This window comes from Rahnella sp. PD4, assembly GCF_049199325.1.
In the GTDB taxonomy this organism is placed as follows: Bacteria; Pseudomonadota; Gammaproteobacteria; order Enterobacterales; family Enterobacteriaceae; genus Rahnella; species Rahnella perminowiae.
The window spans coordinates 444,157-465,437 of record NZ_JBLZQF010000004.1 but is presented as its reverse complement, the minus strand read 5'-3'; the positions used below and the strand labels follow the sequence as shown (position 1 = coordinate 465,437).

At 56.0% G+C, this 21,281-nt stretch carries 11 protein-coding genes and 1 other RNA gene; 1 reads left to right on the top strand and 11 read right to left on the bottom strand.

Going from position 1 to position 21,281, the window contains the following annotated elements; genetic code table 11:
• Positions 1 to 26: 26 nt before the first annotated feature.
• The gene (locus tag ACOZIO_RS13800; RefSeq protein ID WP_421595399.1) at positions 27 to 8,561 is read right to left on the bottom strand and encodes a GH36-type glycosyl hydrolase domain-containing protein; all 8,535 of its coding nucleotides are present in this window, start codon (positions 8,559 to 8,561) and stop codon (positions 27 to 29) included.
• A gap of 335 nt (positions 8,562 to 8,896) precedes the next feature.
• Between ACOZIO_RS13800 and lldD the strand changes: the two genes are divergently transcribed.
• Positions 8,897 to 10,060 carry an FMN-dependent L-lactate dehydrogenase LldD gene (gene lldD, locus ACOZIO_RS13795; RefSeq protein WP_129953685.1) on the top strand — a complete coding sequence of 388 codons (1,164 nt, stop codon included), beginning with the start codon at positions 8,897 to 8,899 and terminating at the stop codon, positions 10,058 to 10,060.
• 41 nt (positions 10,061 to 10,101) lie between these two features.
• Here the strand turns inward: lldD and ACOZIO_RS13790 are convergent, their stop codons facing one another.
• The 10 genes from ACOZIO_RS13790 to fhuE all read right to left on the bottom strand — a co-directional run bounded on the left by ACOZIO_RS13790 (position 10,102) and on the right by fhuE (position 21,001).
• Entirely contained in the window at positions 10,102 to 11,232 is a 1,131-nt protein-coding gene (locus ACOZIO_RS13790; RefSeq protein WP_217219563.1) for a sensor domain-containing diguanylate cyclase, read from the bottom strand.
• Between the two features lie 49 nt (positions 11,233 to 11,281).
• Positions 11,282 to 13,549, bottom strand: a complete 2,268-nt coding sequence (gene pqqF, locus ACOZIO_RS13785; protein ID WP_421595398.1) for a pyrroloquinoline quinone biosynthesis protein PqqF — start codon at positions 13,547 to 13,549, stop codon at positions 11,282 to 11,284.
• Between the two features lie 7 nt (positions 13,550 to 13,556).
• On the bottom strand, positions 13,557 to 14,714 hold the full coding sequence (gene pqqE, locus ACOZIO_RS13780; protein WP_129953753.1) for a pyrroloquinoline quinone biosynthesis protein PqqE: 1,158 nt from the start codon (positions 14,712 to 14,714) through the stop codon (positions 13,557 to 13,559).
• Positions 14,677 to 14,934: a pyrroloquinoline quinone biosynthesis peptide chaperone PqqD gene (gene pqqD, locus ACOZIO_RS13775; RefSeq protein ID WP_235174637.1), complete on the bottom strand. Its 258-nt coding sequence runs from the start codon at positions 14,932 to 14,934 to the stop codon at positions 14,677 to 14,679. The genes pqqE and pqqD overlap by 38 nt, the downstream gene beginning before the upstream one ends.
• Positions 14,935 to 14,960: 26 nt before the next feature.
• The gene (pqqC, locus tag ACOZIO_RS13770; RefSeq protein WP_129953681.1) at positions 14,961 to 15,728 is read right to left on the bottom strand and encodes a pyrroloquinoline-quinone synthase PqqC; all 768 of its coding nucleotides are present in this window, start codon (positions 15,726 to 15,728) and stop codon (positions 14,961 to 14,963) included.
• Positions 15,729 to 15,740: 12 nt separating this feature from the next.
• On the bottom strand, positions 15,741 to 16,652 hold the full coding sequence (gene pqqB / locus ACOZIO_RS13765) for a pyrroloquinoline quinone biosynthesis protein PqqB (protein ID WP_129953680.1): 912 nt from the start codon (positions 16,650 to 16,652) through the stop codon (positions 15,741 to 15,743).
• Positions 16,653 to 16,709: 57 nt separating this feature from the next.
• Complete coding sequence (gene pqqA / locus ACOZIO_RS13760) at positions 16,710 to 16,781, bottom strand: pyrroloquinoline quinone precursor peptide PqqA (RefSeq protein ID WP_013578120.1); 72 nt, start codon at positions 16,779 to 16,781, stop codon at positions 16,710 to 16,712.
• A gap of 170 nt (positions 16,782 to 16,951) precedes the next feature.
• Positions 16,952 to 17,989, bottom strand: coding sequence for a dipeptidase (locus tag ACOZIO_RS13755; RefSeq protein ID WP_258454130.1), 1,038 nt, complete (start codon positions 17,987 to 17,989; stop codon positions 16,952 to 16,954).
• Between the two features lie 286 nt (positions 17,990 to 18,275).
• A non-coding RNA gene (locus ACOZIO_RS13750) (RtT sRNA) lies at positions 18,276 to 18,358 on the bottom strand.
• A 417-nt stretch (positions 18,359 to 18,775) separates the two neighbouring features.
• Positions 18,776 to 21,001, bottom strand: coding sequence for a ferric-rhodotorulic acid/ferric-coprogen receptor FhuE (gene fhuE, locus ACOZIO_RS13745; RefSeq protein WP_421595397.1), 2,226 nt, complete (start codon positions 20,999 to 21,001; stop codon positions 18,776 to 18,778).
• Positions 21,002 to 21,281: the final 280 nt, after the last annotated feature.

Below are 21,281 nucleotides of genomic sequence, written 5' to 3'. Positions count from 1 at the left end.
CTGCGGGGCTTTGAGAGGCAGCGGTATCACTCTCCCAATTCAACCTCCACCCGATGTTCAACGCCATCATCATTGAGCGGGATCTTGTCACCGGCAAGTGGAGTGCCGTCCAGCGTTACACAATATTCTCCGGTACTGCGGCGGACGGTGATCAGATAACGGCTGCTGCCCTGCTGGTAGGTGACGGTGATTTCCGGCCAGTCCTGCGGGAGTTTACTGTGGATCGAAATGGCGTCGCCGTGGCGGGTGATGCCGAGCAAAGATTCGGTGATCAGGCGATACGTCCAGCCAGCGGAGCCGGTGTACCAGCTCCAGCCGCCGCGCCCGCTGTGCGGATCCACCGAGTAAATATCGGCGGAAATCACGTAAGGTTCGGCTTTGTAACGACTGACGGCATCCGGTGTCAGGCTGTGATTAATCGGGTTGATCATCGACATCAGTTGCCACGCGCGTTCGGTGTTGCCCTGTCTGGCAAAAGCCATCACCGCCCAGATTGCCCCGTGCGTGTATTGCCCGCCGTTCTCGCGTACGCCCGGCAGATAGCCGCGAATGTATCCCGGATTCGGCCCGTTGCCGTCGAAAGGTGGCGTCAGCAGTTTGATCAGCCCCGCGTCACTGTCCACCAGATATTTGTCCACCGACTGCATGGCGCTGGCGGTACGTTCCGGTGTGCCTGCCCCGGAAAGCACTGACCAGCTCTGAGCGATGGCGTCAATCTGGCATTCCGCATTGACGTGCGAACCAAGCGTTTCACCGCTGTCGAAATAACCGCGCAGATACCATTCGCCGTCCCAGGCATGATCGTTGAGATTTTGTTTAAGCCGCGCCGATTCTTCGCGGCACAAGGTGGCGGTGGCGGTGTCCTGACGGATTTCCGCCAGTTCGCCGTAGCGTTGCAGCACGTCATACAGGAAGAAGCCCAGCCAGACGCTTTCCCCGCGTCCGCCCAGACCGACCAGATTCATGCCGTCGTTCCAGTCGCCCGCGCCCATCAGCGGGAGGCCATGCCCGCCCATTTGCAGGCCATGTTTCAGCGCACGGATACCGTGCTGCCACAGGCTTTCGCGTGTTCCGCTGACCACCGGTTGTTCGTAAAACGACTCTTCGCCCGGAGCCAGCAAGCGCGCCACAAGATACGGCACCTGTTCTTCTGCAATTGCGTGATCGCCGGTCACCGCGATGTAATGACTGATCGCCAGCGGCAACCATAAATAGTCATCGGAACAGCGGGTGCGCACGCCGTTGCCGGTTGGCGGATGCCACCAGTGCTGAACGTCGCCTTCGATAAATTGCCGTGACGCGCACAGCAGGATCTGCTCACGCATACGTTCCGGCGCCGCGTGGGTCAGCGCCAGCGTATCCTGTAACTGGTCGCGGAAACCAAACGCGCCGCCGGACTGGTAATAGCCGCTGCGGGCAAGGATCCGGCTGGCGAGGGTCTGATAAATCAGCCAGCCGTTAGTCAGCAGGTCGACAGATTTATCCGGCGTGGTGATCTGAATTTTATCCAGCACCTGATGCCAGTGGTGATGAATTCTGTCCAGCTCAGCCTGCGCGGCGCCTTCCTGGAAGAACTGATGGATTAAGGCTTCGGCCTCACCGGCGTTTTGTCCCAGACCGAGGGCGAAAACAAAGGTGCGCTGATCGCCGTCAATGAGCGTGGTGGCGGACTGAACCGCACCGCACGGATCGAGCATTGCGCCGGTTTTATCCGACAGCCGCTGATTTTTCATTGCAGCGGGCGCTGCCGTTGACCCTGTGCGCCCGAGGAACTCACGACGATCGCCGCTCACCGAACAGTGCGCGCCGGTTACGGCGAAGAAGGCGGTGCGCGGGGAGCCGTTGCTGGTGTAATGGTTGGTCGCCAGCACGCCGCAACCCTGAGCCACATGGGCCGCGGAGGTAACGATATGCATGGCTGATTTGGCGCGTAAATCCGCCATCACCCATTCGGCATAACCGGTCACAGACAGCCTGCGTGGCCGCCCCGAGACGTTGGTCAGCGTCAGCATAATCAGTTTCACCGGCGCATGTTCCGCCACGAGTACCGTCATTTCGCTGCTGATCCCGTGTCCGGTATGCTCGAAAACGCTGTAGCCAAAACCGTGGCGTGTCACATAGCCGCCGTTGCCGCGTACCGGTAACGGTGCCGGTGACCAGACGCTGCCGGTTTCCTCATCGCGCAGATATAACGCTTCACCGGAGCTGTCGCTGACCGGATCGTTTTCCCACGGCGTAAGGCGGTATTCGTGGGCATTTTCAAACCACGTATAGGCCTGTCCGCTTTCTGAAATCACCGTCCCGAAACCGGCATTTGCCAGCACGTTTGACCACGGCGCAGGCGTGTTCTGGCCTTCGTTGAGCACAATCTGATATTCACGTCCGTCCGGCGAGAATCCGCCCAGCCCGTTGAAACAGGTCAGGTCACGTGGCGCTGCGGCAACCGGCGTATTGTCGGTGACGGTGCGTACTGGCAACAGAGCAGGCAGTGAGACGTGTGGCAATTGCATACGCAGGTTGAGCTGATCGGCCAGCGAGCCGCGGCGGTCGTCGATCACCACCCGCGCCACACTCATCAGCAGTGTGCGGTCTTCCTGCGTCAGTTGTTCGCCATTGCGGACAAAAATTCCGCCCGGAATATCGGTCTGACTGGAGCCCGCGCCGGAAGCGACCAGGCTGAGGATCTGATTTTGCAACGCCTGCTGATAGCCGCCGGAGTCATTGCATAACAACACCAGATCGACCTTCAGCCCTTTGAGACGCCAGTAGTTGTGCGCGCGGATAAGTTGCGTTACCAGCCCGATATTTTCATCGCTGGTCAGGGTGAGCAGCACGATCGGCAGATCGCCGGAAAGCGATTGCCCCCACAGACCGGATTGCCCGCGGCGGTTGGCGGCCACGGTCTGCGCATCGCCGCGCAGTTCCTGACTGGCGAAAACCAGCGCACCGGCCAGACGGTTATACAATCCCGCGTCATCTTCGGTGGCATTCAGCTGGCGCAGCACCACCTGACTGTGCGACCAGGCGATTTCGAATACCCGATCAGCAATATGATGGTCACGGTATTTTTCCAGCAGCATCAGACTTTGCAGCCGGGTGTCGGAAATGCCGTACACCATATCGATAATCACTGGCACGCCGGGTTTCAGAGTAATGCGCTGGCGGATGGACATCACCGGATCCAGCACCGCACCGGCGCTGTTAGTGAGCGGTCCGCCCTGACGCAAGGCCTGCGGGCTGGCCGCGGTATTGCCGCGTCCGATAAAGGCCGACCGGTCGGTTTCGAACGACGTTTCGCGTTCGAAAGAGCCGTGGATCGCCATCATATGGAACATCCACGGGCACTGTTCTTCCGGTTCACGCGGACGGCGGTGGCACAAAATCCCTTCCTGTGCGGGCACCAGTTCGGTTTGCACAAACAGATTGCTGAAGGCCGGATGCGCGGTGTCATTGGCGGCTGGCGCCAGTACCACTTCGGCATAGGTGGTGATTTCCAGCTCACGCGGACGGCGGCCATGATGCGTAACCGTCATGCGACGGATTTCGACGTCGTCTTCTGGCGAAACCACGATGTGGGTTTGCATGGTCAGCGAACCCTGTGTGCGTTTGAATTCCGCACCGAAATCGTTCAGCACCGCATGATAGGTGCCTTTCTGTTTGCCGAGCGGTTGCCAGGTATTGCTGTAGACCGCGCCGGACTCCGGATCGCTGAGATAGCAGAAAATCCCGCGATTATCGCGTGTTGCATCTTCCCGCCAGCGGGTCAGCGTCAGGTCTTTCCAGCGGCTGACGCTGCCACCGGCCTGCGTCACCATCAGATGGTAATTCGTGTTAGACAGCAGCTGAATTTCCGGCGAGGCACTGCTGGTGTCGGTGAATTCACGCAACTCAATGTTTACTTTTTGCAGCGTGTTGTCATGAGATTCAAAGTGACGACGCGGACTGTAAAGCTCGACGGCATCCGGCACCCGTTCCTGCAACAACAGGCGTGCCGACTGGAACGCGGCATTGGCGGCGAAGCGTGCGGTCATCGGCGCGCCGAGCAGCACATTGCCCAGCGCCAGGAAACCCATTCCCTGATGGTGAGCCATGTAAGAGCGCACCACGATGTAAATCTGGCCACGGATCAGACGCGACGGGCTGTAATCCAGCGCGTCGTAAAAACCGTATTCGCCACGCGCCCCGCAATGTTCCAGTACATTGAGATTGAGGCAGGCTTCCTGCGGGCGGATCATCAGCGCCATCATGGTGGCATAAGGCGCGACCACCATGTCTTCACCAAGACCTCGCTTCAGGCCCAGACCGGGCACGCCGAACGCGTGATACTGATAATTCTGGTTGAGGTCAAATGCCGCATAAGCGGATTCAGAAATCCCCCACGGCACGCTGTTTTCCTTACCCCAGGCGATTTGCCGGTCAACGGCGGTCTGACACATCTGCACCAGCAGGGTATCCGGATAGGCCGGCATCACCAGTTGTGGCATCAGGTATTCAAACATCGATCCGCTCCACGACATCAGCGACGGCTGTTTGTCGATCACGGTGAAAAGGCGTCCGAGCGCAAACCAGCTTTTTTGCGGCAACTGGTTGGTGGCGATAGTGACGTAGTTGGTCAGCCGAATTTCAGAAGGCAGCAGATCGTATTTCCCGCTGTCCAGTTTATGAGAGTCGCAGTTATATCCGACGGTCAGCAGATGGGTATTCTTGTCGTACAGGAAGCGGAAATCCATGCGCGCATGGTCATTAAGGCGCTGTTCAAGTTCGCCGATAATGTCCAGACGCTGCCGTGCCAGACCGATCGCGCGGGAAAGCGCCGGTGCCGTTCGGGCATCCTGTTGCGCCAGCCATTGCAGCGAAGGGAGTGGTGCGTTTTGCGCCTCCGGCGACAATTCTGCGTAAAATTCTGACCACGCCTGCAGACCGGCATCAAGTTGCTGCGCCAGTCGTTGCAGCCAGCCTTCTGCGGTGGCGGCAATCAGCACACGCATCTCGCGCAGGCTCAAAATACTCTGCTCAGCTTTTTCGCCCGCAGCCTGTTTCAGACTTTCGCGAAGCTTAGCCGCCAGCGGGGCATCTGCCGGGGCTTCCGCCATATTCAGCGTGTCTTCCAGACCTTTTAGCCATGACGGAAGATTGATGGCTGGCTGTGTTCGCCACAGACGTAAGCCGGTGCGCAGCGTCAGTAAATGCCCGGCAAGATTGCCGCTGTCTACACTGGAAATGTAGCGCGGATTGAGCGGCTGGAGCGTGCGTGTGTCGTACCAGTTATATAAATGTCCGCGATAATGCTCGAGTTTATCCAGCGTATCGAGCGTCAGCATAGTGCGTTCCAGCACTTCACCCTGGGTGAGATAACCAAAATCCCACGCGGTAATATTGGCCAGCAGTGACAGCCCGATGTTGGTCGGCGAGGTGCGGTGCGCGATCACCGGCTGTGGGATTTCCTGGAAGTTATCCGGCGGCAGCCAGTTTTCTGTTTCATTCACGAAAACTTCAAAGAAGGACCAGGTCTGACGGGCAACCTGACGCAGATAAATTTGTTGTTGTGCGTCCAGATCCGGTACCTGGCGGCGGGCAGGCTGACTCAGCCAGCACAAAATACGCGGCGCGATAAACCACAGCAGGCCGAGCGGGACGGCAAAGCCCAGCAGCGGCGGACTTGCCTGCGCAGCGAGCAAAATGACCGCCACGCCTGCCAGCGGATTAGCCCACATGCGGCGGTAGAAATATCCCGGCGAATGTGCACGGGATTTCGCGCTGATATTGATGCTCGCCCACTCATGTAACTTGCGATGGCTGACACTGAGTCGCCACAGTGTCAGCAAAATCGCCTGCACCGAATAAACGGCTTCGTGCGGCAACGTCATCAGATTAAGCAACACGCGGGAAATCCGGCTGACGGTGGCCGATGCCACACTTTTCAGATGCGGAACCAGCGCCCGTCGCGGCCCTTTATTCAGCAGGTCTAACACCAGCGCCACCAGCGCCGGGAACAGCAACATCACGGTAATAAAACCGAGCCAGTAAAGTTTGTCCGGCACCACCAGCAGCGTGGTGAAGATCAGAACCAGCAGGGCTGGCGCGACCAGACTGCGGCGCAGGTTATCGAACAGTTTCCAGCGGGAAAGCGTGGTCAGCGGATTACGGCGGCGCGTCCCATCTTCCTGCGTGACATAAACCCCCAGCCAGTTAAGCAACTGCCAGTCACCACGGATCCAGCGGGTTTTACGCGCCACGTCTGCCAGATAATGATCGGTATATTGCTCGTAAAGCACCACATCGCTGAGCATACCCGAGCGCGCGTAACAGCCTTCCAGCAGGTCGTGGCTGAGCACCAGGTTTTCCGGGCAGGTATTGTCCGTCGCGCGGATGAACATATCGACGTCGTAAATACCTTTACCAACAAAAGAGCCTTCCCCGAATAAATCCTGATAGATGTCGGAAGACATCGACGAATAAGGATCGTTGCCCGGCACGCTGCTGCATAAAGCGGCGTAGCGTCCCTGACCATTTTCCGGGATTTCCTCCGCCAGTCGTGGCTGGAGAATGGCGTAACCGGAAACCACCCGATGACGTTTTTCGTCATACACCGGATGATTGAGCGGATGCGCCATTGCCGCGATCAGCTGATGGGCGGTGGCCCGCGGCAGCACGGTATCGCTGTCGAGAGTGATAACGTATTTCACCTGACGCAGATGCGCCTGCGTGCTGCCTTCGGTCAGCGAGAACGGCTCGCCTTCATCGCGCAGCCAGCGGTTAAGCGCATTCAGTTTGCCGCGCTTACGCTCATACCCCATCCACACGCCTTGTTTCTCATTGAGTTCGCTGTCGCGGTGCAACAGCGTAAACAGTGCACCCTGCGCAGAGGGATAACGGCGGTTCAGCACCTGAATTTGCTGCACGGCAAAGGCCAGCAGGGCATCGTTATCCGCATTCTGCGGATTTACGCTGTCATGAAAATCACTGAGCAGCGCGAAATTCAGGTTTGGTAACACGTTGCCGAGATAACAAACCTCGAGACTGCTGATCAGCGCCTCGATATTCTTGCGACTGCCGAGCAGACAAGGGATCACCACCAGCGTGCTGGCCGATGCGGGAATGCCACCGGCATATTCGAGGCGCGGCAGCGGTTGCGGCGTCCGGCTGCGGGTGGTGATTTCGCTGAGCAGATTGAGCGCGAACTGGCTGGCGACCAGCACTACCGGTACTAACAAACTCCACCATAACCAGTGCATGGGCGTATGGGCGGAACGGTAGAGTGCATCAGCGGTGACGGCGGTGGTCAGCAGCAACAGGCTGCCGAGCCACGAGAGTAGCGGAGTCTGGTTGAGGCGGCCACGCATGCGCGTTACCCATGAGAATCTGACATTCAGGTCTTTTTCGAGTGCCTTACGCCCGGCGTCGATCAGGTAATAACCCACATGTCGTTGCTGGACAGCACCGCTGGCCTGTTGTGCTAAGGCAATCGCGCGGCTGGCAACAAAGGCCTCGTCGTGGCGGGAATTTCGCGAAAGGCGTTCTATCTGATGGCGGTAATTGTCGCGGGTATCGAAGTGCATGGAGGCGTAAATGCCAGCGGGATCTTCATGCAGAATTTTCTCCACCACGCTGAGATTTTCAGCGAAATCCGCCCAGTCCATTTCTGTCAGCTGACGTAATCCCATAATGCTGTTGCTGACTGAAAGCTGGTTGGCCGCCAGTTGCTGATTAAATTTGTCGATCACTTCCCGCTGCGTCAGGCCGACTTCACTCAGACGCTGTTCCACCCAGGTCAGCGGCAGCGCCAGTATTGAACCGTGTCCCTGCAGACGGCGAACCAGTTCAGCGACAAACGCGCTGGTGCGCGGTGGATTGCTGCGTGCCATATCGGCAATCACTATGATCTGACTGGCCGGATCGTTCTCGGCGCTGTCTTGCAATTTATTGACCCAAAAATCGGCCAGATTGCGCTCCTGCTGGGCATTTGCCACTTCAATACTGACGCGGCGCAGGTTCTCGATCAGCGCCAGGCGCAGCATCCCCGGAAACGCCCACAATTCGCCGAGCGTCAGCTGTCGCACGCTCTGATAGGTGGAGAGAAAACGGGTGAGCGTGGTGATGTCCCAGAGTCCGTCGCTGTGGCTGACGACTTCGGTGGCGATGTCATAAATGCGCGGGCAAAAATGCGGTGCGCCCAGTGAGGGCAGGCCTTTGCCGAAGTTTTTCGGAAGCAGCTGGCGAACGACGCGGATCTGTTCTTCGATCAGATAAAAGTTGTCGAGCAGCCATTCTCCTGCGGGCGTGATACTGGCTTTGTCGCCACTGCTAAGGACAAGACAGCTGCGGGTCAGGACTTTTTCGTTATCGTCGAGACGTTTAAGCAGGTAGTAGGGCAGTTTCTTACCGGAAAGTTTATGCGAGAGTGCCAGCTTGCCGCCAAAACGTTCCATCTGATCCGCTGAGAAGAGTTCGGCGCGGATAGGCGCGGGATTTTCCAGCGCGCTGGCCCGATGACGTCGGGTAATGACCGGAACAGGTGGTGCTCTTTTACTTTTAAACCAGTTAATCACAGCATTTTTCACGTCGACATACCTTACGCGAACCCGAAAAGGCAGTTGCCTGGGCTGCGATAAGAGTTCACTCGAAGAGAATAGTGGGCAGAGGGCAGGGAGGCAGATCGAATTTGTCGCCGGGCGGGCGTCTCCCCTGAGCTTAGTCTCTTTTGGGGCGGAGCGTGGGTTTAGTTTCCAAAGTTGCTGAGGTTTCAGCGCAGATCACTGCAAAATTAATGGGGATCGTGAAACAGCGCTGAAATTCGTTGTCATTGTTTTCTCTCGTGTTGTGTATTTTCAACTACACTTTCTGCACCCCTACAGCGCCAAATAAAAGAGCGCGTTATGAATAACGAGAAAATATCATGATCATTTCTGCATCAACGGACTATCGCGCTGCGGCAAAAAGTAAACTGCCGCCATTCCTGTTTCATTACATCGACGGTGGTGCTTACAACGAGCATACGCTCAGACGTAATACCGCCGATCTGGCCGATATCGCCCTGCGCCAGCGCATCCTCAAAAACATGTCTGATCTCAGCCTGGAGACCCAACTGTTTGGCGAAAAGCTGGCGATGCCCGTCGTGCTGGCACCGGTGGGTCTGACCGGCATGTACGCGCGACGCGGCGAAGTTCAGGCGGCCCGTGCGGCAGCGAAAAAAGGTATTCCTTTCACGTTGTCGACCGTCTCTGTCTGTCCGATTGAAGAGGTGGCACCGGCCATCGACCGTCCGATGTGGTTCCAGCTTTACGTACTCAAAGATCGTGGTTTCATGCGCAATGCGCTGGAACGTGCGCAGGCCGCGGGCGTCAAAACATTAGTGTTTACCGTGGATATGCCGACGCCCGGCGCACGTTATCGCGATGCGCATTCCGGTATGAGTGGCCCGAATGCCGTCGCACGCCGGATGTTTCAGGCAGTGATGCATCCGCAATGGGCATGGGATGTCGGCCTGAATGGCAAACCGCATGATCTTGGTAATGTTTCGGCCTATCGCGGTAAACCGACCACACTGGAGGATTACATCGGCTGGCTGGCGGCTAACTTCGACCCGTCGATTTCCTGGAAAGACCTGGAATGGATCCGTGAGTTCTGGAAAGGTCCGATGATTATTAAAGGCATTCTGGATCCGGAAGATGCCAAAGACGCCGTAAAATTTGGTGCCGATGGCATTGTGGTCTCCAACCACGGCGGCCGGCAGCTCGACGGGGTGCTGTCCACCGCTCACGCGTTGCCTGCTATTGCGGATGCGGTGAAAGGCGATATCACCATTCTCGCGGATTCCGGCATCCGTACCGGGCTGGATGTGGTGCGTATGATCGCCCTCGGTGCCGACAGTGTGCTGTTGGGCAGGGCATTTGTGTATGCACTGGCCGCAGCGGGCGAGGCGGGGGTGATTAATCTGCTGAATCTTATCGAAAAAGAAATGCGGGTCGCAATGATACTGACCGGTGCGAAATCCATTGCTGACATCAGCGGGGACTCCCTGGTCTACGGACGGAATCAGGTTCACCGCGCAAGCTTATAAAATGCAAAGGGCGTAACTTCCGTTCGAAGCCACGCCCTGCTTCACTGTCCCACGCAATAGCCGTTTCGTCCTGCATGCTTGGCGTCATACAGTGCGCCGTCGGCACGTTGGAGTAATTCCAGCGAAGTCATGCCCGGCGACCATTGCATAATGCCCTGACTGACTGTCACCGTGTCTGCCACCTGCGATAAGGCGTGGGGGATGGCCGCCTGCGCCACACTTTGCCTGATGCGTTGTGCGACCACTTCTGCATCTGTTGCAGCGGCGCTGTGCAGCAGGATCACAAACTCCTCACCGCCATAACGGGCCACCAGATCGGCCGGTTGCCTGACCACCTGCCTGAAACACTTCGCAATGTCCACGAGGCAGTTGTCTCCGGCCTGGTGACCATAATGGTCGTTGTATTTTTTGAAATAATCCACGTCAATCATGATCAGGGAAAAAATACCGCCCTGACGTTCCGTTTGTGCAATCAGTTGTTGAAGTTGTTTATCGAGCTGGCGGCGGTTCGCTACACCTGTCAGCGGATCGTAATGTGCCAGGTTATCCAGCTTACTGACCAGCAACTGGTTGTCGCATTCCCGCCGCACGGAAAGCACAAACCAGCGGCTCAGCATAATACGCGCTGTCTCAAACAGGGCGCTGGCGACAATCATCGCGACGATTTCCAGAACCGGAATATCCGCTTTCAGCAGTATCAGATGAAAAAATAATGAAAACCACAGCGGCAATGTGAAGCTGTAAAGGATCGGCATGGTCGGGTACAACGCAATCAGCGCCGTAAAAATCAGCATGCAGAAAAGCGGGAAGACCAGTTGTTGCTGCGTATCACTGGTCAGCATGAAATGGAACACGACGGCCCAGTACAAACCGACCAGAAACGCCAGTACCATCGCGGGCGTACGTGAGCGTATGAAGCGCAATACGGGTAAAAGAAGGATGATAAAAACCAGAAAAATCAGTGCCAGCTTATCCAGCACCGGACCGGAAACCGCCACATCGGCGTGCGGATCCAGCAATACCCGGAACTGGTGCCGGCCAAACAGAAAAAGCACAAAGCTCAGATTAGCGAGCAGTAACCAGATGCCGCTGGTACGCAATGACGCTTTTTTATAGTGATCCAGCAGGGTGTCGAATGCGTGGTCCGGCTGGAGAGCGGGAGGAGTTTGCATGTTTATCCTTAACATCTTATCTGCGTACAGTGTAGCTGAAGAAAACTTTTTACTCCTCACCCTGCGAAGGGGGAGGCGGGGAGGGGGTTTTAAGGACGAAGCGATGGCCAAAGCAGACATCAACTTCTTGATTTTTCTGCAATACCCCACTCCAACCCTCCCCTGCGCAGGGAAGGGAGTTGTCCGGTGCTCGTACACAGGCGAGCAGTTGTTCTGTTGTAATCGCCGCAACAGACGCTTCATTGATTTCCGGCGCACAGGCAAACTCCCTCAGCCACTGTTGCCTCGCCGCTTCCAGCCTGTCAGCTGGCCTCACGCTCAGCGATTCCCGCAGCGTGCAGCGCTTTTCTTCCAGTGTCTGTGGGGTGATGCCATCAATGACGGACGGGATCTCCGCGATAAAAGTATCGATAAACCCCAGCAGCGTTTCTGTGTCATACGACGGCGATTGTAATGCAAACAAAATTCCGGACTGACGCGCCGTCTGATGGAAACGGCAGCTCACCACATAGCCGATATTTTTCTCTACGCGCAATTGCCGGAAGAACTTTGGCTCAAGGAAATACGCCAAAATCTGCGTGGCGGCCAGACATTCAGCGGTATTTTCCGCCAGCGGGCAGAATACCAGCACGGCGGCATCATCACCCGCAACCCGCAATTCATGTACTTCCCCGGATGATTCACCGACCACTTCCGGCAATGTTGCCAGCAGGGTGCGTATCGCGATGTCCGATCTCAGCTGACGCTGTTCCTGCTCAAACAGTCGCCTGCCTTGTGCCAGCGCGGCGGGAGAAGGCGCGCGCAGCAGCCTCAGTGCGGCCGAGAGCGTGCGCGCCGTCCATGCCTGACATCCGCTAAGCTGTAATAATCCGTTTCCCTGTTCGTAGCTGAATATCAGCGAATTCCCCTGATGGGCGGACAATGCACACAGTGCCCGCAGGCTGGCACGGGCGATGCAGGCCTGCAGTAAGGTCAGCGGAGCGCCGGTTGTCTGTATGCTTTCATCCGCTGTATGCGCTTCTTCTGCGTGAGGGAGGTAAAACATAAAGTGTGATTCAGTGACGCTGTCACTTTCCGACTGCCAGGCAGAGAAACTGACCGGCAAAGTAAAACCCTGAACTGACGCGTTATGTCCGTGCACATCCCGGGCAATCCACAGCCGTGTCATATTTTCCGGCTTTAGTTCGCTGAGCAATTTCTGCCAGCCGTTTTGAGCCGCAGGCGGGAAATCCAGGGTGCGGGCGCGCAGTTGCTCCAGCGGTGTTAAACGGCTGAAGTCGCGACGGGAGAGGGCTACATAATGCTGCAAATGTCCGGTGCTTAAGTCGCGAACCTGTTGCAGCCAGTGGCAGAACAACGTTTCGACACCGGCACGTAACGCGGGCGTAGTGGCGCAGGTCATGAATTCGATGCTGAGGATGGCGTGCGTGGTATCCGTATAAGGCAGCGAAACCCGCACGCTGTCGGCCAGCGCCTGCGTTCGCAATTGTTCCAGTAAACTGCCCGGCGCTTCATCGGTAAGCAACTGGCGCAGTAATGTCAGCGCCGGAGAAAGCGTCACCGGGAATGAAAAACGCAGGCGTGGCGAACTTTCCAGACGCAACTGAAGATAGCGTTCCCGGCTCAGCGCCAGTGGCTGAGTATGGGCCGGTGGGGAACCTTTACCGGCAGCAAAGGCATTGCCGTAACGCCCGGCCAGTGCAGCGAGTTCAGCGACCGATTGCGGGCCTTGCAGCCACAGCGTGAGCCGTCGTGCGGTGAAGAATTGCTGATGATAATGTATCAGCGCCTGTTGCAGAGCGGAAATATCCTCACCGAAAGCGGTAAGCTTACCGATGTGAAAATCGCGCAGTTGTGCCGGTGCGGCAAAAGCCAGGCTCAGCGCCGCATCACAAAGGGAATCCGCATGAGTGGTCAGCATGCGATATTCGGCGTCGATTACGGCCACTTCCTGCTGTACGGCATCTGTGGTCAGCAAAGGCTGCACCAGCATGTCCGTCAGACGCGCCAGTCCGTCTTCAAACTTTGCCGGTGTCATATCAAAAAACCATGCCGTCGAGGTGGCATGCGTGGTGGCGTTGAGTCGTGCGCCCTGCGCCTGCGCCCACATCATCAGCCGGTCATCGCCCTGAAACTGATGGCTTCCGGCAAACACTACATGCTCAAACAGATGCGCCAGCCCGGGAAATTCCTCCGGTTCGTGATGGCTTCCGGCATTGAGATGAATAAGCGCGGCGGCACGTGAAGCCTGCGGGTCATGGAGAATATTGACCCGCAATCCGTTGCTCAGTGTCAGGGTCTCTGCGGCTGGCAGCATCAGACCCTCAGCCTTTAAAAATCAACTGAGAGTTCGCGCGGTTGCGGAACTGCAACTGATTGATCTGAATGTTGGTGCAATTGGCCTGTTCTCGTGCGGCGAGGATTTGGCCGTGATGTTCAGATTTTGAACACACCGGATCGGCGTTGTCGGCATTGCCGGTGAGCATAAAGGCCTGACAGCGGCAGCCGCCGAAGTCTTTCTCTTTTTCTGAACACGAACGGCAGGGTTCCGGCATCCAGTCAAAGCCACGGTATTTGTTAAAACCGAACGAGTCGTACCAGATTTCCTGCAAGGTATTGTCCAGCACCGACGGGAATTCCACCGGCAACTGGCGCGCGCTGTGGCACGGCAGCGCCATGCCTTCCGGCGTCACACTGAGGAATATCGCTCCCCAGCCGCCCATGCAGCCTTTCGGACGTTCTTCATAATAATCGGGTGTCACAAACAGCAGGTTGGCCAGATTACCGGTGCCGGCCATTTTTTCGCGGTACTGGTGCACCACATTTTCGGCGCGGGCGATCTGGTCGCGGGTAGGCAGTAAACCTTCGCGGTTGAGCTGCGCCCAGCCATAAAACTGACAGGTCGCCAGCTCGACATCATCGGCTTCCAGTTCAATGCTCAGATCAATGATCTTGTCGATCTGATCGATGTTATGACGGTGCAACACGAAGTTCAGCACCATCGGATAACCGTGGGCTTTTACCGCTTTGGCCATGTCGAGTTTTTGCCGGAATGCTTTGGCGTTACCCGCCAGCGCGGCGTTCAGCGTCTCATCGCTGGCCTGAAAACTGATCTGGATATGATCCAGTCCGGCGTCGGCAAACGCATCGATTTTCTTTTCGCTCAGCCCGATGCCGGACGTGATCAGGTTGGTGTAAAAACCCAGATCACGCGCAGCGCGGATGAGCTCCGGCAAGTCTTTACGCACCAGCGGTTCGCCGCCGGAGAAACCGATTTGCACCGCGCCCATTTCCCGCGCTTCTTCAAACACCTTGATCCACTGCGCGGTGGTCAGCTCTTTTTCCTGTTTGGCGAAATCAAGCGGATTCGAGCAATACGGGCATTGCAGCGGGCAGCGGTAGGTCAGTTCGGCCAGCAGCCACAGCGGCGGTTTGACCGCAGGGTTAAGCCGGTTCACGGAACGTAATCCACTTTTGTGCATGGGCCTGAGCGAAGAAGTCTTTGACGTCGTCATTCACGCCGCCGGCATCCGGGAAACGCGTATTCAGCTCATCAATGATATTGGCGATCGTCCGCTCGCCATCCACGAGTTGTAAAATGAAGGTCGCGCTGTCGTTGAGTTTCGCCATCCCTTCCGGATACAAAATCACATGGCAGTCCTGCGTTTTCTCAAACTGCATGCGGTAGCCGCGACGAAACATCGGCGTGTAGTGTTCGGTAATAGTGATCACAGGAGTCTTCCTTTATGCCAGACCGCCTGTTGCGTCACGCTGTGGTACGGCGGGCGGTTCAGTTCGTAGGCCATGCTCATGGAATCGAGCATGCTCCACAAAATATCGAGTTTGAATTGCAGAATTTCCAGCATGCGCTGTTGTTTTTCGACAGTATCGCAATACTCCAGCGCCAGTTGCAGGCCGTGTTCGACGTCGCGGTTAGCCTGGCTCAGGCGGCTGCGGAAATAACCGTAACCTTCTTCCTCAATCCATGTGTAATGCTGCGGCCAGGTGTCGAGGCGTGCCTGATGGATTTGCGGAGCGAACAGTTCCGTCAGCGAGCTGCACGCGGCTTCCTGCCAGACGGCGCGGCGGGCAAAATTGACGTAGGCATCGACCGCAAAACGCACCCCCGGTAACACCCTTTCTTCTGAAAGCAGCACATCGCGGTCTAACCCCACCGCTTCGCCCAGACGCAGCCAGGCTTCGATACCGCCTTCACTGCCGCCATGTCCGTCGTGATCGAGAATACGCTGTACCCATTTACGGCGGGTTTGCGCATCCGGACAGTTGGCCATGATCGCCGCGTCTTTCAGCGGAATGCTGGTCTGATAATAGAAACGGTTCGCCACCCAGCCCTGAATTTGCTCGCGGGTCGCCTGACCGTTATGCATCGCAATGTGGTACGGATGATGGATGTGATAAAACGCGCCTTTGGCACGCAGCGCCTGTTCAAATTCCTGCGGCGTCATCGGTGACGTCTGTGTTGTCGATATGCTCATGGTCGTTTTGCCCTACAGTTCGATGCGCATCCCGTCCCGGCTGACTTCGATGTTTTGTTGCGTCAGCGCCTGCCGCTCGGCAGAGGATTCATTGAGGATCGGGTTGGTATTATTAATATGGATGAGAATTTTGCGTTTTGCCGGAAGTGACGACAGCAGGGCGATCAGCCCCTGTTCTTCGGCAAGCGCCAGATGGCCCATGTCTTTGCCGGTATTTCGGCCTACGCCGGTGGTTGCCAGCTCGTTGTCCTGCCACAGTGTGCCGTCAATCAGCAGGCAATCCGCTTTGTTCAGCCATTTCAGCAGTTCATCGTCCGGCTCGCCCAGACCCGGTGCATACAGCAGCGAGGTGCCGGTATGGGAGTCTTCGATAAACAGCGCGATATTGTGACCGGGCAGCGGCTTACCGCGATATTTCGAATACGGTGGCGCATTGCTCAGCAGCGGAATGGCGGTGAATGTAAGGTTCGGGCACACGGCAACGGAGAAGCGGTTCTCCGGCTCGATAGCGTGGTGTTGCAGGCCACCATTCCAGTGAGAAAGCATGGTAAAGATCGGGAAACCGGTGGTCAGATCTTCGTGGACTTCCGGCGTACACCACACCTGATGCGGGCAGCCTTCACGCAAATTCAGCAGGCCGGTGCAGTGATCAATCTGGCTATCGGTCAGGATGATTGACCCGATAGCGGTGCCGCGTAAAACGTCGTGTTTTATCAGTTCCGGCGTAGCGGCAATCTGGTGACAGATGTCCGGCGAGGCATTACACAGCACCCAGTCGGTGCCATTATCGCTGACGGCAATAGAAGACTGCGTGCGCGGGGACGTTTTCATGGTGCCATTGCGCACGCCCTGACAATTGCTGCAATTGCAGTTCCACTGAGGGAAACCGCCACCAGCTGCGGAACCAAGTACGATAATCTGCATATGAAAACCAGGGGAAAGGGAAGGAAGATGCCCACAGTTAACCGTGGGCATAAAGGCTTAGCGGTTAGAAATGTACAGTGTCACTTCTAAGCCTAAACGCAGGTCTTCGAATGAAGGTTTAGTCCACATAATAATGTCCTCTTGGTGATTACAGTGTTAAGTTCACTGCTGCTTTAATTGCGGCAGGTGATCGGCTTATTGTCAAATATTGATGGTTTGGCTATAAAAATGTTGCGATGAACGCAAACCGATATTGCCCTGTAAGCCACAAGGATTAACGCAAAACCCCGGATGAAAAACTATTCACCCCAGGTCTGTTTTAATAATTTCAGCCAGTTGCGGTACGCGATTTTTTCGATCAATTCGTTGCCGTATCCTGCATCAGACATCGCCTGAAGCAGCAAAGGCATTCCGGCAACATCACCGAGAGCATCCGGCACATTGATACCGTCGAAATCCGAACCAAAACCGACATTTTCTTCCCCCAGTTTATCAAGAAGGTTATCAAGATGTTTAACAATTTCGGTTACCGGGGTATCGCCGTTACGTTTTCCATCGGCCCGCAGAAAAGCAGTGCCGAAATTAACACCAACGAAGCCATCGCTTTCTGCAATTGCGGCCAGTTGTTTATCGGTCAGATTACGCGGTTGCGGACACAGCGCGTGCACATTTGAGTGGGTCGCGACCAGCGGAGCATCGCTGAATGTCGCCGTCTGCCAGAAGGCTTTTTCATTCATATGCGAGACATCAAACAGAATTTTTTTCCGGTTACACTCACGCAATAATCCAAGCCCGGCGGGCGTCAGGCCATCTCCGGTGTCAGGCGAACCGGGGAAATCACCCTTTACACCGGTACCAAACTGGTTGGGTAAATTCCACAACGGACCGATGCTGCGTAGCCCTTTTTCATACCAGCGCTCCAGCCGCGAGAAATCATCCCCGAGTGCTTCCGCCCCTTCGATATGCATCACCATCGCCAGCACATTCTGCGCAATACACGCTTCAATTTCACCGACCGTCCGGCAGATTTTTGCCCGCCCGGCGGACTGTGTTTCAAGGCGTTCCAGCAGCGAAATCTGCGCTTGCGTAATGGTGTAAGCATCATAGGTTTCTGCAGGGGAATTGGGCTTCAGTTGTGGCATATACGAAGCAGGTGGTACAAAAACAGCGAATAATCCGCCTGCAAAGCCACCCAGACGACAGCGCCTGAGATCGAGATGCCCCTCAAGGGAGCCATCAAGAAACAAAGCAGCAGGATCTGCTGCGTCATGCAGCCACAGGCGAAGTAACAGGTCGTTATGACCGTCAAAGACAGGAGTATTGGGGATGGTGTTCATGATGTTAATGGTACTTTATAAAAGCATGTTGAAACATGGGGAATTATGTAAGTTTTGGTTTTTTTGCACGGATCGGTGCAAAGGGGGCGATTTTAAAGTCAATTTCCAGGTCAAGGTCAAGACCGTGGGCGTCGGCCCACACCGACTTGGGGGGCGGCCTATCGCCGCCACCCCCCAAGACCCCCCGGGCTCTTTTACTGCGCGCTGTCGCAGGCACGACGGACATGTTCTGGTGCAATAGTGAGTGGCGCAAATCCAGGTGCTTCGCACTGCCTTCTCTCGGTGTTACTCGGCCTGCGGCCTCGCCCTTCGGGCCGTCACTTCGTGACGTTGTCTCGCAGAGCTCGACCCGAGCCACAGGTCTCGAAGCCGCTCCGTTCAGCTGAATTTTGAGCACGCCAATCAACCTTTTTAAAAGATAAAAAACAGTATGCCGTTGAATTTAAGATCGTGGGGGCGATTCAGAAAGCTTGCTGAACGGAGCGGCCTGAAGACCTCAGGCTTCAGGACCGAGAGAAGGTACCGCGCAGCGGCAAGATTTCCAGCCTGTCGCGGAGATACCTGAAACATAGCCAGCGAGCGGAGCGCGTATTGAAAAAGCGAGGGGAGTTCAGAGGGGAAAAGCCTTTCCCCTCTGGTCGGTTTCGGCGCAGCGCGTCATGTGACCGCAGCACTTGAGAAACCGAAATATTCTCGATCCAGCCATCACGGCGAGTGAGAAACCGAAATATATCCGTTCTGCCCTCACTGCAAGTGAAAAGCCGCAATTGCTGCGGCCTCAGCAAATCAGAAACTATAGCTCGCCGTCACCGACACATTTCTCGGTTCCCCGTACACCACATACTGATTCACGCTGGTGTCATATTCTTTGTCAAACAGGTTATTCACGTTAGCCTGCACTGCCAGCTGTTTGGTGACCTGATAACGGCTGAACAGATTAACCAGCGCGTAGCTGCCTTGTTCCGCATAGCGCGTACCGTTGCCGCTTGGCCCCAGAACCGTATCCCAGACATGTGTCTGCCAGTTCACACCACCGCCGACGGTCAGATCCTGCAACATCGGCAGACGATAGCTGGAGAATAATTTCAGCTGGGTGCGCGGCAACTGAGGATTAACTGCATCGCTGTTTTCATCTTCTGCAATATAACGGGTGCCGCCGAACGTCATCTGCCAGTTATCAGTCAGGGCGCCGTTCACTTCAAATTCTACGCCGCGACTGACAGTGCCATTTTTACCTTCGTAAGCCGTATCGGTTGAGCCCGGGATTGTACGGCCGGTACTTTGCGCGACGTTGTCCAGCTCTGCACGGAACACGGAAACAGAGGCCGTCAGGCGGCTGTTGAACCAGTCGGCTTTCACCCCCGCTTCGTAATTCTTACCAATGACCGGTGACAGGTAGCCGCCGTTAATATCACGGTAAGTCTGTGGCTGGAATACTGACGTATAGCTGGCATATGTGGACCACGTATCGTTGATGTCAAACACCAGACCCGCGTACGGTGTGATGTTGTTCTTCTCGATCTGGTCGGTCAGGGTATGAGAATTCCAGTTAGTGTAACGCGCCCCAACGATCAGGTGCAGCGGGTCGGCCAGCGAGAGGCGTGTAGCCACGTAAGCTGATTTCTGACGAATAACATCTTCTTCTGCCAGAGCACGCGGGGCCCAGTCGGTTTCGGGGAACTGTCCGTTGAAATCGTTAAAATTGCCCAGTTCTTCGGTGGTGATATTGGCAAATGAACTGTAATAAGTGTTCTGCTGTTTACTGTAGCTCACACCGGTCATCAGTTCATGCTGACGGCCAAACAGTTCATACGGGCCGCTGGCGAAGGCATCCACACCATCGACTTTCCGTTTACCGGTGTTATAGCCGGTTCCTGCGACCACCGGATAACCGGCATAGGCGGATTCACCTGCCCCGGTTGTTTTATCGAATGTCCCGTCGATATACATCATTTTGCTGTCGATATGGGATTCAGTACGGGTGCCGTTCAGCGTGGCCTGCCAGCCATTATCGAATGACTGTTTCAGGGTGGTGAACAGCTTGGTGGTTTCTTTATCGCTGTAAGCCCAGTCCGGCGCTGAGTTAAACCCGCGACGATAATCGGTTTTGCTGCCGTCCAGATACCAGCGCGGCATGCCGCCCCAGGTCGGGCTGTCGGTGTTGGTTTGCTGGAATTCGTAGCCTGCGGAAAGCAGGGTGGAATCAGTCAGGTCAGCATCAACGGTGGCATAGACGAATTTTTTTGTTGCGCCGTAGCGTTCAACGTAGCTGTTTTTGTCCTGATAACCGGTGATCAGACGGCCACGTATACTGCCGGTTTCGTTCAGCGGAGTGGCTAAATCCGCCACGTAACGCTGTTTATTCCAGCTGCCGTAAGTAGCCGAAACATTACCGGTGAATTCTTTGCTGTCGGCGTGTTTACGCACCTGGTTGACGGAGGCCGACGGGTTGCCCGGGCCAGTCATCAGGCCGGTTGCACCACGCACCACTTCTATACGGTCGTAAATTGCCGTGTCTGACTGTGAATCGCCCAGGTCCCAGCGCGGATCGAAAGTGGTCGGAATGTTATCGACCATGTAGTTGTCGATCAGAAAGCCACGGGCGTAATAAGTACGACGGTCAAGATCCGAAACGCTTTCCTGAATGCCGGTGGTATTTCTCAGCACGTCACCCAAAGACTGTAACTGCTGATCTTCCATGCGCTGCTTGCTGATGATGCTGACGGACTGGGGAATATCGCGCGCTGTCAGAGCCATTTTTGTGCCTGCGGTGGTGACCGGGACACTGTAATCGGTGGCGGCGGTATCAGCGGTGCTGTTGGCGTTACTCTGCCCGGTGACCACCACAGTATCGTCACCCGTTTTCTTAACGGTGGTGTCTGCGGCATACGCAGAATGCAATGACGACGAAATTAACAATGCGATCACTGAAAGTGAACGTTTCTTTCCGGAATTATTATCAATGTTTTGCTTATTGTTCCTGACAGCGCAATTCCCTGAAAAAACAGGCATAACTATTCTCCACACGGTTATTTTATTATTTTTAAGCCACGGCATTTTTGTATGAACACGGCTTTATCTGCATGAGCAAACCCCGCCAGAATCCCCCGGACAAGGGCTGGACAAGATAAAATGGGCATGGTTAATAAAGCGAATGAGAATAATACGCATTGGGTTTATCGCTGTAAATAAATATTACAGACGGGGGGGCCGTCCACACAGGCCTTTTAAGGTCAAGACCGTGGGCGTCGGCCCACACCGACTTGGGGGGCGGCCTATCGCCGCCACCCCC

What these genes read in the sequence shown, in the direction of transcription:
- lldD (WP_129953685.1), top strand. Translation starts at nt 8,897, where the DNA reads ATGATCATTTCTGCATCAACGGACTATCGCGCTGCGGCAAAAAGTAAA.
- ACOZIO_RS13790 (WP_217219563.1), bottom strand. Translation starts at nt 11,232, where the DNA reads ATGCAAACTCCTCCCGCTCTCCAGCCGGACCACGCATTCGACACCCTG.
- pqqF (WP_421595398.1), bottom strand. Translation starts at nt 13,549, where the DNA reads ATGCTGCCAGCCGCAGAGACCCTGACACTGAGCAACGGATTGCGGGTC.
- pqqE (WP_129953753.1), bottom strand. Translation starts at nt 14,714, where the DNA reads ATGCACAAAAGTGGATTACGTTCCGTGAACCGGCTTAACCCTGCGGTC.
- pqqD (WP_235174637.1), bottom strand. Translation starts at nt 14,934, where the DNA reads ATGTTTCGTCGCGGCTACCGCATGCAGTTTGAGAAAACGCAGGACTGC.
- pqqC (WP_129953681.1), bottom strand. Translation starts at nt 15,728, where the DNA reads ATGAGCATATCGACAACACAGACGTCACCGATGACGCCGCAGGAATTT.
- pqqB (WP_129953680.1), bottom strand. Translation starts at nt 16,652, where the DNA reads ATGCAGATTATCGTACTTGGTTCCGCAGCTGGTGGCGGTTTCCCTCAG.
- ACOZIO_RS13755 (WP_258454130.1), bottom strand. Translation starts at nt 17,989, where the DNA reads ATGAACACCATCCCCAATACTCCTGTCTTTGACGGTCATAACGACCTG.
- fhuE (WP_421595397.1), bottom strand. Translation starts at nt 21,001, where the DNA reads ATGCCTGTTTTTTCAGGGAATTGCGCTGTCAGGAACAATAAGCAAAAC.